Annotated in this window: 10 protein-coding genes; all 10 read right to left on the minus strand. The window is 49.5% G+C overall.

Annotated elements, in window-relative coordinates:
* Nucleotides 1-2: 2 nt before the first annotated feature.
* A complete protein-coding gene (locus tag ABFC84_04895; GenBank protein MEN6412090.1) occupies nucleotides 3-1,778 on the minus strand; it encodes a BamA/TamA family outer membrane protein in 1,776 nt (591 codons plus the stop codon).
* A gap of 19 nt (nucleotides 1,779-1,797) precedes the next feature.
* The gene (locus ABFC84_04900) at nucleotides 1,798-2,379 is read right to left on the minus strand and encodes a hypothetical protein (protein MEN6412091.1); all 582 of its coding nucleotides are present in this window, start codon (nucleotides 2,377-2,379) and stop codon (nucleotides 1,798-1,800) included.
* Between the two features lie 158 nt (nucleotides 2,380-2,537).
* Nucleotides 2,538-3,173, minus strand: coding sequence for a sigma-70 family RNA polymerase sigma factor (locus ABFC84_04905; protein MEN6412092.1), 636 nt, complete (start codon nucleotides 3,171-3,173; stop codon nucleotides 2,538-2,540).
* Between the two features lie 330 nt (nucleotides 3,174-3,503).
* Nucleotides 3,504-7,802, minus strand: a complete 4,299-nt coding sequence (locus ABFC84_04910) for a translocation/assembly module TamB domain-containing protein (protein ID MEN6412093.1) — start codon at nucleotides 7,800-7,802, stop codon at nucleotides 3,504-3,506.
* A gap of 196 nt (nucleotides 7,803-7,998) precedes the next feature.
* Complete coding sequence (locus ABFC84_04915) at nucleotides 7,999-9,294, minus strand: TolC family protein (protein MEN6412094.1); 1,296 nt, start codon at nucleotides 9,292-9,294, stop codon at nucleotides 7,999-8,001.
* Nucleotides 9,295-9,551: 257 nt separating this feature from the next.
* Nucleotides 9,552-10,832 carry an MlaD family protein gene (locus ABFC84_04920; protein ID MEN6412095.1) on the minus strand — a complete coding sequence of 427 codons (1,281 nt, stop codon included), beginning with the start codon at nucleotides 10,830-10,832 and terminating at the stop codon, nucleotides 9,552-9,554.
* Nucleotides 10,829-11,593, minus strand: coding sequence for an ABC transporter ATP-binding protein (locus ABFC84_04925; GenBank protein ID MEN6412096.1), 765 nt, complete (start codon nucleotides 11,591-11,593; stop codon nucleotides 10,829-10,831). Before ABFC84_04925 ends, ABFC84_04920 begins: the two co-directional genes overlap by 4 nt.
* A gap of 12 nt (nucleotides 11,594-11,605) precedes the next feature.
* The gene (locus ABFC84_04930) at nucleotides 11,606-12,379 is read right to left on the minus strand and encodes an ABC transporter permease (GenBank protein MEN6412097.1); all 774 of its coding nucleotides are present in this window, start codon (nucleotides 12,377-12,379) and stop codon (nucleotides 11,606-11,608) included.
* Nucleotides 12,380-12,579: 200 nt separating this feature from the next.
* Entirely contained in the window at nucleotides 12,580-14,355 is a 1,776-nt protein-coding gene (locus ABFC84_04935) for a SpoIVB peptidase S55 domain-containing protein (protein ID MEN6412098.1), read from the minus strand.
* Between the two features lie 18 nt (nucleotides 14,356-14,373).
* Nucleotides 14,374-14,685 carry a biotin/lipoyl-containing protein gene (locus tag ABFC84_04940; GenBank protein MEN6412099.1) on the minus strand — a complete coding sequence of 104 codons (312 nt, stop codon included), beginning with the start codon at nucleotides 14,683-14,685 and terminating at the stop codon, nucleotides 14,374-14,376.
* Between the last annotated feature and the right edge of the window lie 11 nt (nucleotides 14,686-14,696).

A 14,696-nucleotide genomic window follows, 5' to 3' on the forward strand; every position in this document is an offset into this window, starting at 1 on the left:
AGTTAGAATTGTCCGCCAAAACTGAAATGGGTTCTGCCGCCTTCGGAACCTTTCCCATAGTCCAGCTTAATCGGCCCAATAGGAGTGGAAATCCTTACACCGAAACCAACCCCTACTTTTAAGTCGCTGATTTGGTAGCTGTCTTCATTCCACGTCTTGCCGGCATCGGTAAAGAATACGCCCTGGACTTTTTTTGCCAGCGGGAACCGGTATTCGACTGTTGCCGCCATCATTTTATCGCCCTTAAATTCGTCATCCTCATACCCGCGCAGGCTATCGGCACCGCCGAGGGAAAATTCACCGTCTTCCGGCAAGTTTCCGGTTGCATAACCTGTCATCAGGCGAACCGCCACAACCTGTGCATGTCCTACTTTGAAATAGTTGCGGTTTTCAGCGGTATATTTGTTAAAATCAAAATCGCCGCCAAAGGTACGTCCGGCAAACTCAGCCGACAGTGAAGTCCGTTTCCCTTCCGTCGGGTTAAACACATTGTCCCGGGAATCATACACCCGCATAAGCGTAACGCTGCGGGTTACACCAAAATTATCTTTTAAATAATTGGGATACTTAGACAAAAAGTCTGTCGTTTTTGTATCTGTCGACGCACCGCTGTAATCCACGCCGGAAACGGGTTCCACATAGACATCATCCCGGTGCTTCAGAGTAATATAGTTGGTAGTGTATTCGTCTTGCGGACGCCCAAAGGTAACATCCCAGCCTTTCCGCTTTTTATAGTAGTCGGATCGTTCCGTCTCACCATCGTAATCGGTATATTCATTAGTCATGTTATAAAAGTTAAAGCCCAGGGAAGTCTGCTTGGCATCAAGCCAGGGATGAGTATAACTAAATTCATAATTCTTCCCATTGCTTACACTTTCGGCATTGCCGCCGAATTCCCAATGAATTTTGACCTGATCGCCGGTACCGTGGAAGTTCGTGTCGCCTAATTCAATAATTCCCACCATGCCGTCACTTTTGCTGTAGCCGCCGCCAATGGAGAAGGTGCCGGTTTTTTGTTCCACCACATCGGCTTCCAGCACAACAGCGTTTGGCTCTTTTCCCGGATTCAGCTTCATGTTCACATCTTCAAAGTACCCCAGGTTGTACACTTTCTGCATGCTGCGGCGGGCATCCTTGGCATTAAAGGGCTCACCCGGCTTCAGCTTCATTTCGCGGGTAATGACATAGTTCTTTGTTTTGTCATTGCCCTTCACCTGGATTCCTTCCAGCGTACCCTCATTAATCGTAATATTCAGGACGCCGCCGCTTGCCATGGAAACATCACTGACTTTCGCCAGGATATATCCCTGATCATGATAATACTGTTCAATCGCACGAGCATTGTCGTTCAGTGTCCTAGAATTTAAAACACTGCCTTTAGCAACTGTCAGCATGCTCTTCAGCTTATCGGTAGTTACCTTGGTATTGCCTTTAATCACAATATCGGTAAGCACCGGATTTTCCATGACAGTATAAACCACCTGGACGCCTTCAGGGACTTCGGTAAAATTAGCTACCACGTCGAAAAAATAACCCAATTCATAAATAGACTGCATATCCTGCTTGACTTTGTCGGCCGCCAGTACATCTCCCGGTTTTACCTTTACCACACTCAGAATCGTGCTTTCCGCCACTGTGGAATTGCCGGTAACCGTTACCTTGGTAACCACTTTGCCGGTAAGATCCTGAGCATACACAGGAGCGAAAACGGTAAGAATCAGGCTGAGACTGAAAATGGTTGCAAAGAATAGTTGTCCGTAGCGTCTTTTTGTACTCATGCATTACCTCCTTATCAAATTACTGGCCGCGTAAAGATTTTCCGGCGGCCCGCACCAATTGCTGCATTTCTTCCGGCGATAAAGTTACCTGTTTTTCCGCCGGGCGGGTCACCTGGGGTTCACTTCTGCGGTTGTCTGAAACTCTGCTATCGCCTGCCTGCTCCGGGGCGGAAGAAACCGCCGCAGCTTTCGGAACCACGGAAGCAGAACCGGCTGCGGCTGAAGCAGCCGGTTTGGGCTGTATAACAGCATGTTCCGCCCCGGGTTCGACTTCCGACGCCGGCCGGCTATTCTCCTGTACGGCTATCGGTACCGGCAGAACAGATTGCTGCTGGTGCCAAAAATAGCTTGCACCGCCAATACCGGCGCTGATTACGGTCAGCGCCAGTCCGAACGCCAGTCCCTGACGCAGCAGGGGATACTTATAGCGCCATTGGCGGGAACGGCTGGCTTCCTTGACATGCTGCAATTCCGCCTGAGCCAGCATTAAATCAAGTTCGGCCCGAATATCGCGATCCTTGTCAAAGGATTCTTCTGCCCGGTTCAGCCATTGTCTGGCTGAATGCAGACGCTGAAACATATGGTGTTTAAACTCCGCCATATTCACCACCCCCCATTATATCCACAATATATAGTCCTGGGAAGAGTCCAGATTCTGGTCATCCTGTATTCAGACAAATACAGCTATATCCACTCATTTTACAAAAAAGCAAAGGAAATACTAGTGATTTAGACTGTTTTTCTCCCGATATTGCCTAGTTACCAATGCTGCATAAATTTTGACAGCATACCCCTGATACGTCGAATCCCCTGCTTTTGCAATCGATACACATGAGAAATGCTCATATCCAGCTTTTCCGCCAGCTGCTTCGGTTCCCTGTCTTCCAGGTATACCCCGCTTAAGACCATCTGTTCCTTGATCGGCAGCCGCTCCAAAGCCTTTTTAACTTGTTCAACCAGAATATTTTGCTCAGCCTGGCGGGAAACATCAGGCGCCGGATCAACCAGCAGTTCCCCTAAGGTGGCGCTGTCTCCGTCCAAAGGGCTGTCCATATAAGCCAAAGAACGTTTTCCTTCCCGTTCCATATAATTCAGCATGCGGCCGCGAATCCGATGAAAAGCGAACAGACTAAAAGCGACCCCGCGGCCGGGATCGTACCTCTCCACCGCTTCAATCAGTCCGACCGTACCCTCCTGGATAATATCCATCAGGGTAGCGTGATCTACCTTCCAGTTCATGGCAGCCTTAAAAACCAGGGGCTGATAATTTTCAATCAGCTGCCGGCGGCATTCAATATTATCCTCTGTTTTGTAGCCCTGCCACAATCCGGCTTCTTCTTCCGGCGTAAACAGCTGAATCTTTTTCAGTTCAGCAAGATACTGTCTGAGCATCATCGTAATCACTCTTTTCTAAATGGGGCTATTGGCTGTTGGCTGTAAGCTATTGGCGATTGGCTCATAGCCCATAGCCTAATAGCACTTGGCAGCGGAATTGTCATTGCGAGCGGCAGCGAAAGCAATCTCTGTGTTACAGATTGCCTCACCCAGCTTAGAGATCGCCACGGCTAGCGTCTCGCGATGACAGCCTATGACAGCAGCCTAAACCTATCAAGTCATATCCATATAGTACCTTAAAAATATTACAAATTTGTGACAAACAGATAATAATTTGGCTTTTTGCTATGTGCTATGAGCCAATCGCCAACAGCCAGCTGCTAACCGCCCTTAGAACCTAACCCTGGTTTCCAGACCAAACCGGGAGTGGTTTTGGTTGTCGAGAGAACCGGTTAAACTCACCCTGCTGCTTAAATCGTAACGAAAAGCAGACCCGTGCTCGCTATGATCCACGCCGACAATGTAACTCAGCATCAGCCGGTCGGTAATATACTTGCCGACTTCCAGATTATACAGCTGCCGGGAATCCATCGCAGCTTTTTGCGTAGTATCGGTACTGCGAACAAACCGAACATTATCGAAGCCGGTAGCATTGCGGAAAATATCTTCCACCTCACTGATAAACCGGAGCTGAAGACCGGCATCCAGCAAACTCATCATTTCGTCCCGGCCAAAGCCGGTATCCGGCGAGGCATTGGAATTATTTTGTTTACTGAAATAACGGCTGCGCAGCGTCAACAGTGATAAAATTTCCTGCTGGCTCATTGCCGGATCGGAAGTCAGCTGAAATTCCATAGCAGTAACCGGTCCGTCAATTCTAAGATTAACAGCCATCTCCTGGAGCTTAGTATCCGCCTGGAGATGAATCACCGGTTCAAAGGAACCGTATTGGGTAAATTCAGCACTGGCCTCTTTAATTTGAAACTGTGTGCTTAAATAGTTGACTGTTCCCCGTAAGGCAGTAATCCTGCCGGAGGCAACCGGTTCCCGGATACTGCCGGTAAACCTTACCCTTCCTTCCGCCATAATATCATACATATAAGGATTATAGAAGCGCACCTTATTGCCGGCTACCAATTCCACATCCAGGCCCAAATTCATATCTGTTGGCTCTACGGCAGCCACATAAGGGATATTGATCATATCGTGATCAAACAACAGCTTACCGGATAATTTCGGACTGTGGCCGCTGCCGGCAAGAGTTAATGTTCCATTGAGAGAGCCTTTAAAGTATTTGCTGTTTACTCCAAGCTTATCCAGGACCAGCAGCATATTATAATCTGCCAGGGACAAACCATCCAGTCTGGCCGATCCGGTCAAACGGTAGCTGCCTGACCCCATAGACCCGTCAAAAGATTTTACATTTATTTTATCACCTTCGAACTGAATAGCAAGCCCCACTTTTTGGATGGGATCGGACAGCAGCTTCAGTTTGAACGCCCCTTCGTCGACCGACACGCTGCCGGTTAGAACAGGTTCAGCCAACGTCCCGCCAACAGTTATCTTTCCCTGGGTTTTGCCGGCTGCCCAGGATAGCTGTCCGTTAAACAGCGGCAGCATGCTTAGATTGCCTTCATTTAAGTCAAGCGTAAGGTTCATCTGATCGGCTTCTGTAGCCTGCTGCCGCCCTTCGGCAGTTAGCGCTCCCAGCGGAATTTCGCCGTAAGCCGTAATTTTATTGGAACCTTTGGCCAGCATCAGTTGGTTGACATGAATTCTGTGCTTATTAATAATAAACAGACCATATAGATCATCAAAAGTTGCGTTCGCCAGAGTTCCGCCCTTAATTCCCAGAGATACCGCGGCATGGGGGTTGACAGACGTACCGGAAATCTGGGAAGAAAAATTTAAATTTCCTTTCAGTCCGGCATCAGAGTCAAACCAAGCCGTCAGTATGCCGGCATCAATATTGGAACCGCCGACTTCCAGATTCAGTGGGCCGTTTATAGCGGCAGTACCAAGAACGAACAGTGTCCCCTTGCCCTGCCGGGCAGCAAAGTGGTTGATGGTAACGATATTATTTTCCAGAGCAACATCCACATCCACATTTTCCAAAGGATATTTTTTAATGCTGCCGTTGGTCATGCTGCCGGTAATCCACAGATTCGGCTGGGTAAACGTACCATTCAGGACAACGTGGCCGTTCAGCCGGCCATTGATCCCCCCCTGCAGCGGCACGTTGCATACTGCCAGCAGCGGCGCGACTTCGGCCTGCTCCACATCCATCTGACCGAAAATGGTACCAGCGGCCAAATCGGCGCCGCCGGAAAAGCTATACCGGCCGGGTCCCTGGAAAAAGCGAACCGCCGGCAGGAAAACCGTATTGCCGTCGACAGCAACGCTGCCGGTCAGTTGCCGCAGTTCCTGGTTCTTAATCGTTAGCTTATCGGCACTGAACCGACCATCGAACCGGGGCATTGCCGGAGTTCCGGTCAGTTTCCCGGCAAAATCGGCCTGACCGGTTAACGGATAGGATCCCTCCTGATACAACCGGCTCAAATCAATATGATGAGCCGCCACATCAAGCTCCAGTTCATTCCCGGGATAAATTGCACCGCTTAACTGAATTTGACTGTTTAAAGACTGAATGACAAAATCATTCAGCCGGAGAACGCCATTTTGCCGACTGTAAGTCCCGCCGGCTTTAGCCAGCAGATAGCCGCGAAAGCTGCCGTCGGTGAGCGTGATTTTTCCTGTGGCGTCAAAATTATCCAAAGAGCCGCTGAGAACCATTTCATTATCAATGTTGCCGGTAAAATGCTCTCCCGGCGACAACAGCCGGATGAGGTCTTCTCCCCGTGCCTGGTGGGAAATTACTGTTAAATCAATATCCCGCCGTCCCGTCAGGCCTACCTTTCCCTGAATTCGGTGGCTGGCAGGGCCGCTTACTAATTCGATATTATCCAGTATCACCTGATCCGGCCGAATCTGAACATTTCCCCGGGCCTGAGCAAACGGCTGATAAAATGCCTGACCGTTGACTGCCGTAAAAGCAGCGGCGAGCGAAGGACTATCGACCGTTCCGGTAAGAGTGCCGGAAAAATCTGCTGTTCCGTCCAGAGGCAGTCCGTCAATCTGCCGGGCGGCCAGACTTAAAGGAAGCGACCATCCCCCTATGTTCAGGTTTAAGCTGCCATTATCGATCCTGCCGCCGGCAGTCAGCAGGCCTCCTTCCAGGACAATGTTTGCATAATCAATGCCTATCTGTTCACCGGAGCGGTAAAACCCGGTATCTATGGATGCAAAAGGAATTCCCGAATATGTACCCGCCTGTAAAGCAGCCGTTCCATACACGATCATTCCATCAATTCCGTCCAGGGAACCGGCGGCGGCAATCTGAATATCGCCAGAAGCACTAAGACCGGGAACCCACTGGCTGGCATACTGACTGTCCAGGTGCTGTCCCCTGGCAGTCAGCCGGTAAGATCGCTGGGTAAGATTTACCGTACCTGCACCTTCCACCCTGCCTCCCCACACATTCCCGTGAAACTCCTGCAAAGTCAGATTCTGATCCGCAAACTTCAGTCTGACCGATACATCTGTCGCCCCATACCCGGCCAGTGTACCCTGCTTCAGTTGAAACTCACCTGTAACCAAGGGATCGGCGATTGTCCCGCTGACATCGGCATTAAATGATACCGGCCCCTGCAGCGGCAGCGCCGGATCAATCGCCCCGGGATCAAAGCCGGAAGAAGAAACTGCCAGTTTAAATACCGGTTCACCAGTATCAACCGCTATCCAGCCCCGTACATTCACCGGCTGATCATAAATTTCAGCGGTTTGAAACAAATAAACCCGGTTATCCGTAAAAGTCATAAGTCCCTGGGCAGCACGAACCGGCACAGCGTTAACGTCAAAACCGGCATGATCCAGTCCGGCTTCCCCGGCAAAATGAAAATCACCGTCCTGGCGCCGAATTGTAAGATTGATTTTTTTCGCGTCACCCTCCACCAGTCGCAGCGGCAGTTCCGCCTGACAAAATTCTTGCAGATCGACTAAAGACAACCGCTCCGCCTTAAGCGTAAGTGACAGATTATTGCTGTCCGACAGCGCCCCGGCTACAGATATGTCAGTTCCTTGATAGGCAGCAGCCAGTTGAAGATCAATAGCAGGGTTAGCGGCAAAATCCAGACTGCCGTTAATTCCCTCAAGCTGACGGAATCCCCGCAGGCTATCCACCGACAGTCTGCCGTTTTTCAGCACGACCTCACCGGTAAACCGAGCTTCACCTTCCTGCTGCTGTATAATATCTTCAATATTCCAGCTGCCGTCCGATCGCTGTTTTAAAAAAAGCTCCGGTTGTTCGATTATGACCTTTTGAATCAGGCTGACTGCCGCTTTCCCCTGAAAAATACCCCAGAGGCTATAAGCTATATGTATCTGATCACCGGACGCCGCCAAATTTCCTTGTTTGTCGTAAAGCGTAACCTGATGAATTGTCAATTCATTCCAAGCCGTTAATTCCATACTGCCAAGCAAAATTGAACCGCCCAGACTTTGGGACAGTCCTGTTTCCACGACAGACCGGACATCCGCCATGACTGACCGGCTCCTGCTATGCCAAAAAGCGCCGGCAGCAATGAGTAGAAATAAAACTGTAACCCCTAGTACGATTGCCTTTTTTCTCATGCGAGCCTCCCGTATGATAATGAGATATCATTTCGACGTCTACCCGCTGGCTTCCTTTGTTGCTGAAGTGGAATATTATTCTTTCCGGAATAATTTGTATTATACGGATAAATTTGGTGATTTTTGTGCTGTGAATCCCCCTTATGGTAAAAACAGCCGGGGCTGCGCCCCGGCTGTTACTCCACTCTTTATTGACTTACTGCACGCTCACACCCATGGCTTTATCCAGTTTTGCCTTGCTGGTGTTATAATCGTACAAGGCCTGGATATAGTTTGTCTTTGCCGTAGTCAGGGCAACCTGCGCATCCATCACGTCAACGTTGGTTCCCACGCCGGCGCTGTAGCGCACCTGGGCAATTTTGTAATCTTCCTGGGCTTTGGCAACTGTAACTTTACTGGTAGCAATCCGCTTTTCGGCTTCCTGCATGCTGAGATAAGCATCACGAACATCCAGCTGCACCGAATCACGCGTGTCACGCGCCTGAGCAACTGCCTTATTCTGAGCCGCTTCCGCCTGCCTAATCTGAGACTTGGTCAAATTCGAATCAAAAACATTCCAACTGGCTTTTAGCGCCACCTGCCAATTATTATTCTCCGCTCCCGGAAAATCTTCGTCATTCCAGTCGCTTGCGGCACTGGCAGTAACTGTCGGCAGCCGGCCGGCATTGGCAATCGTAATTCCTTTTTTGGCAATATCAATATTCGTATCCGCCTCAGCGACTTCCGGACGGTGAACCAAAGCATATTGAATGCATTCCGTCAATGTCAAATCATATTTTTGATATTGCAATTCGTCGTTCAAAGTCACTACCGTATCCAATGGCAGCCCCACCACTTTATTGAAGCCGGAGACAGCCAAGTCGTAAGTATTATTCGCTTTAATCAGAGTTTGCTGGGCATTCGCCAGTTCCACTTCCGACCGCAGCAGATCGGATTTAGCCACTGTGCCTACATCATATTGAGCTTGGACATTTCGCAAGTGTTCGGCCAAAGCGTCCACCGATTCCTGATCCACTCTGACCATATTGCGGGCCTGCAGGATATCGAAATAACCGGTAGTCGCATCTAATTTTACCTGCTGCTTGGTAGCACTCAAGGCCAAATCATAATATTTGAGACTCAGTTTAGCCTGATCAATGGTGCCTTCCAGCTTGTTGCCTGTATATAAGGGCAGGCTGAGAGTCACACTATTGTCATAATTATCTTTTATAACAGAACTTCCTGCAGCCGGATTGCTCTTCAAGTGAGCGTCCGTATTGGTCCAGTTTAAAACCGGCTTTCTACCGGCCTTGGCCGTATCAACAGCCCAGGCTGCTTTTTCCTTGTCAGCATCTGACACGCTTATGGACGGATTATTTTTTAAGGCCAGGGCAACGCTGTCATCCAGCGATAATTCAACCGGATCGGCCATTGCCACTGCAGCGTTTAAAATTAAAAATCCACCGACCATCACGGTACTCAACCGTTTTTTCCAACAACCATTTCTTGCCATGTATATTTCCTCCTATTCCCAATACTCCCCACTTTGATTAAAATAAGGGGATTTTTGAACCACAGAGTACGCAGAGGGTGAAAATGGATTACGGGTTTAATCATATACTCTGACATCTCGCTGAATTCTCTGTGCTCTCTGCGTACAGCATCCTCCATTTTCATTCTGCGTGTACCGCGACAGCAGTATGATAATTTCTGACTAAATAGTCAATCACTGTTTTATTATAAAGCCAATTATTGTCAGTGTCAATACCATTAGAAGGTTCGCCGAATGCCTACATAGGTATTTTGGTCTGACGATTTGTTAATACTGTCGACCTGACCAACCAGATAGGTATCGGCTGACAGCCGGTACTGGGTACGCAGTTTCAGACGCACATCATTGGGATCATAGGCATCCAGCGACAGCCGCAGCTGATTGCCCAGCTTTGTATCCACGCCGACGCCGGCCCGGCTTTCAATTATTCCCGCCCGGGTGGCAAATTGATCACTGCCTTTACCAATCTGGAAGTTCGTTTTATTGGTTTCGCCGATATCATCGACACCCAGCACGGCAAAATTATCCGGTGAAGTGCTGATCCGCACGTCGGCATCACTGCGGTACTTGCTGGTATCGGTATTGTACAGCATTTCAAATCCTGTCTCAGTGTGAATCGATTGTATTCTGGTCAGCATTTTATCGGCCTTATCGCTGACGCTGCGGGCGTTGCGCAGCGTTTCTTTAATATTTTTAGCAGTTTCCGGATCGGTGACAACACCTTCCAGAGAAGCTGCCATCTTCTCCACCCGTACACTGGTCACTTTTAAGTTGTGAATGGCTTCCCTCAGATCCCGGGCTGTCTGCCCGTCGTTGTCCAAAACGGCCACCATCTTGTCCACCCGGGCGGCGACATCCCGCAAACTGCCGGACATAACCCTTAAATTACTTACCATTGTATTGACATCCGCTTCATTGTTTTGGGCCATACGGGCCAGCGTAGCACTGAGTGTATTGAGATTAGCGGTTATAGTCCGGGCATTCAGTGCTGTTTCCTTCAGCGAGGTTTTCACGTTTTCATCACCGAGGACGTCATTCATGGACCGGACCAGCTGCTGAATTTCCAGCAGAACTTGCTCGGCTGTTGCCACCAGATGGTCCAGCCCCCGGGAATCTTCACCCCGCACTATGGCGTTAGGCGGCAGAAAGCCGGAGGAGCTAAAAGGCGGCGGAGCAATATTGATAAATTTCTCACCCATTAAGCCATCGGTACCGATACTGAATTTTGATCCTTCCGGAATTTTTACGTCCGAATGGATCATAAGGGTTACGGCAACCCCGTCGGGGACTACCCGAACTGATTTCACCCGGCCGACTTCCACCCCGTTATAGCGTACCAGATTGCCTTCTTTCAGGCCGTTTACCTGGCTGAAGACCGCTTGGACCGGATAGCCTTTCTCGCCAAAATTAAAGTTGCCAAGATGAATAATCATATAGGCAAGTAAAATAAGTCCGACTAACGTGAAGCCGCCTACCTTCGCTTCTGTACTTAAGCTCACGAATTGTTCCTCCTTCGGTCATTAATGCCGGCTGTGATCTCTTGTCCGCAAATAAATCGCCGGACAATCTCGTTCTCCGAATTTCGTATCTGCTCCACTGTCCCGACTTCCACAATTCTGCCTTCATAAATCATAGCGATACGGTCGGCAATATTGAAGGCACTGCTCATCTGATGGGTCACAACCACTGAAGTCACTCCCATAATTCGCTGGGTACTGACAATCATCTGGTCAATCGTATTGGACATTATCGGATCCAGTCCGGCAGTCGGTTCATCATAGAGAATAATCTTCGGATCAATGGCGGTAGCCCGTGCCAGACTGACCCGTTTCTTCATACCGCCGGAAAGCTCATTGGGCATCACATTCTCCTGGCCTGACAATCCTACCATCTGCAGCTTCCGCCGCACAACCCGGGCTATCTGCTCTTCCGTCATCGTGGTGTGCTGCCGCAGCCCGAAAGCCACGTTCTCCCCAACACTCATGAAATCAAACAAGGCGGAATACTGAAATACCATGCCCATGTTCAGGCGGATACGGTTTAGTTCAGCTTCACCCAGTCGGGAAATTTCCTGATTATCTATCCATATTTCACCGTCTGAAGGTTTCATCAGCCCGACGATTAAACGCAGCAGTGTACTTTTTCCGGAGCCGCTGGGGCCGATAATTACCATTGTTTCGCCTTCGGCCACTTCCAGACTGACACCTTCCAGTACATGCTTGTTGCCAAAACTCATTGTAACATTCACTAGTTTAATCATCCGCCCACCTCATCAACGATATAGCAATAGTGATAAAAAATAATTGGCAATAAAGATTATAATAATAGAACTAACCACCGAGCCGGTCGTCGCCTGGCCCACGCCTTCAGCACCCTGACCGGCGTTCAAACCGCGATGACAGCCGATAATGGCTACAATCCCGCCGAAAACCATGGCTTTTATCAATCCGCCGATGACATCATTCACGACAGCAAAAACCTGAATCGACTGCATATAGGTATAAGAACTGATACCGGCATACAAAGTGGCTACCAAATAGCCCCCAAAGGTGCCGATAAGATCGGCAAACACTACCAAAACCGGCAGCATCAGCACACAGGCCAAAAACCGGGGAACTACAAGATAGGCCACGGGGCTGGTTGCCATCACCCTGAGAGCATCAATCTGCTCGGTTACTTTCATGGAGCCGATTTCAGCCGTAATGGCCGCACCGACCCTGCCGGCAAACACTACGCCGGAAAGCACCGGCGCTAATTCCCGCCCCATGCCGATGGCAATGACACCGCCCACTGTCGCCTGGGCCCCATATTTAATAAATTCATGGGCCGTCTGCACCGTCATCACCATTCCGGTAAATAGAATGGTCAGCAAAACAATCGGCAGCGACTCCACGCCAAGATGATTCATTTGCTGCAGAATGTGAACAATTTTAGGGCGACGGCATATATAATACAAGGTTTCAGCAAACAACAGCACGACCTGTCCGCTAATCTCCATTCCCTGAATTACTCTGCGTCCTATCCCTTCCAGTAGCTTAATCAGCATTCTTCCAACCTCATTATCGGTTATTATTTCAGCCTAATTCCTATTTTGTTAATTCCACATTCACCGCCGGTTCCCTGCCGGCAGCGGATTTTTCGTGTCATTTCTTATCCGGGAAGTCGGCGGTTGGCGGTTGGTAATGGGAACTTGGTAATGGGCACAAAACAGGCGCACTCAGTGGAGCGCGCCTGTCTAGAAATCATTCACTTATCTTTCATAACCGGTATTGCCAGCTGGGTGTCGCCCTCAATAATGTAGTCCGTGGTAAGAAAACTTTTATTCTTAGCATCTTCAGCTTCGCTCGCTTTTTTCTCTGTGGCAGCCAATTTTGTCCCTTTGCTTTTATTTTCCGCTGCAACGGGAGCTGCCGTGGCAGCCAGAGTCGGCTCGACAATATCCTCCTGGCTCATATCCAGTATGTCCACTACAATATCGTTATTCCGATCATTCTGGCTAAATTCTTTCAATATCTTTTCAAACGATTTATTTTTTTTCTTATTAGGTTTGAACAAATCCTCGTCCAGCCCCTGGCGCCTTAATAGCAGCTGACTGAGAGGAATCAAGCCACCGCCCCGCACTTCCAGCATCATTGTACCTTCCGGCTGATCCTTCGGAACGGTGAAAGGCACTACCTGAGTAACGGGCGCGCCGCGAAAAGGCTTCAGTTTAACGGTGATGTCTACCTTTTGACCTGGCTTTACAGTCATTTCTCCGGCCTTTGCCGAAATAATGGCAGCTGTCCGGCGTTCTTCATCCATAGTAATGTTGACCTTAACATCCATGATATCAACCGGATGATATTGGTTGTTCGCAATCAGGCTCATGGCATCCAAAAACTCGCCGACAGCCATTTCCCCGACATTGGCCGGACTGTAAAACATATTTTCCCTGGTTAACACATCTCCCGGCAAATCCCGTCCGGTAATCTGAAAAGTCACCTTGGCCGTTCCGGGGCCAACCCGGTCCATAGCTTTTTCTGTAGCATTAAATGCCGTGGCTGCAGCCAAAATCGGCGCCAGCTGCTCATCCTGCACTATTTGAACGGCTGATACTTCTTTCCGGTTCAAGCCATTGTCCTGAACGGTAATCAGCATGGGGATCACCGAGGGATAACGTCCCACTTCGCCGGCAACGGCTGCGCCCCGATCCTGATTAATGAGACCAATGAGCTCACCCGTCGTTCCGACTTTAAATGAATTTTCCAAGCCGTTGACAGTTGTAAACACATAGGCATTGGTCATCAAATAACCCACATTGCCTTTTTTCAGAAAAGGATGACCAAATGCCAGTACCTTACTGCCTTCGGCATAGGTCACCGTGCCTAATGCGCCTATGCTTACATCACCACCAACCAGCTGCACGCCGACAGCGCTCCCCGGTTCCAGCGGGCCAAATTGAACGCCGTCAGGCGCATCGCCTACGGCATAGGGTACCAAATTCAATGGCCCCAGCTTATCCTTCAGCATGGACAAAGCCGGCTGGCCAAACCCACTCACCATCAGCGGAGTAGCTAATTTTTTAAAACCAGTCCCGTTCAGCCAATCCGTATCATCAACCGGGATCTTATTTCTATTATCCGGCAAGTCCCATAACTTGAGCATATCGGCAATAGGCGTAACCATGCCGATTTTATGATCAGTCAGCGACCAACCATAAGCGATGGCTCCAACCAGCTTGCCGTCAATATAGACCGGACTGCCGCTCATTCCCTCGGCAATTCCTCCGGTCCGATCAATCAGGTCGCCGGAAGTACGGACTAAAATCAAGTCGCCGGCAGGTCCTTTATCCTTCAGAATGCCCAACACTTCAACATCAAATTCTTCAATAGCCGTTCCTGATACTACTGTCTTAGCGACGCCCTTCATACCGGGCGTAATTTGATCAACCGGCAATATTTCAGGCGATGCATAGGCAAAAACAAGCGGCAGCACCAGCAGCACTGCCAATACTGCCAGGCTCCGCTTCCATAAATGTGACAAACAGATCATCCTTTCATGTTATTTGTGCGCCGGTTCGATCCGTGCCACTACATCGCCGGAATGGATAGTGTCTCCTGCTTTTACCAGGACTTCTCTTACCACGCCGTCACTTGTGGCCCTTGCCGTCGGCATTGGGCCGGCAATGGTTTGAACATTCACCAGAATATTTCCTTCGCTTACAACTGTTCCCGGTGTCACCAGCCCCTGAGCTACCACCCGGCCTGACAGAACACTCGTTTGATCAATGGTTTTGTCTGCAGCCATTGCCCAGGTGCCAAGGACGGCAAGCAGCACTGCCGTGAGAATCATAACAGTTTTTCTATGAATCATGGTAACACCTC

It is taken from the genome of Veillonellales bacterium (assembly GCA_039680175.1).
Taxonomy (GTDB): Bacteria; Bacillota; Negativicutes; order JAAYSF01; family JAAYSF01; genus JBDKTO01.

Bases quoted from the DNA above. Each gene is read 5' to 3' on its own strand.
- ABFC84_04895 (MEN6412090.1), bottom strand. From the start codon at position 1,778: ATGAGTACAAAAAGACGCTACGGACAACTATTCTTTGCAACCATTTTC.
- ABFC84_04900 (MEN6412091.1), bottom strand. From the start codon at position 2,379: ATGGCGGAGTTTAAACACCATATGTTTCAGCGTCTGCATTCAGCCAGA.
- ABFC84_04905 (MEN6412092.1), bottom strand. From the start codon at position 3,173: ATGATGCTCAGACAGTATCTTGCTGAACTGAAAAAGATTCAGCTGTTT.
- ABFC84_04910 (MEN6412093.1), bottom strand. From the start codon at position 7,802: ATGAGAAAAAAGGCAATCGTACTAGGGGTTACAGTTTTATTTCTACTC.
- ABFC84_04915 (MEN6412094.1), bottom strand. From the start codon at position 9,294: ATGGCAAGAAATGGTTGTTGGAAAAAACGGTTGAGTACCGTGATGGTC.
- ABFC84_04925 (MEN6412096.1), bottom strand. From the start codon at position 11,593: ATGATTAAACTAGTGAATGTTACAATGAGTTTTGGCAACAAGCATGTA.
- ABFC84_04930 (MEN6412097.1), bottom strand. From the start codon at position 12,379: ATGCTGATTAAGCTACTGGAAGGGATAGGACGCAGAGTAATTCAGGGA.
- ABFC84_04940 (MEN6412099.1), bottom strand. From the start codon at position 14,685: ATGATTCATAGAAAAACTGTTATGATTCTCACGGCAGTGCTGCTTGCC.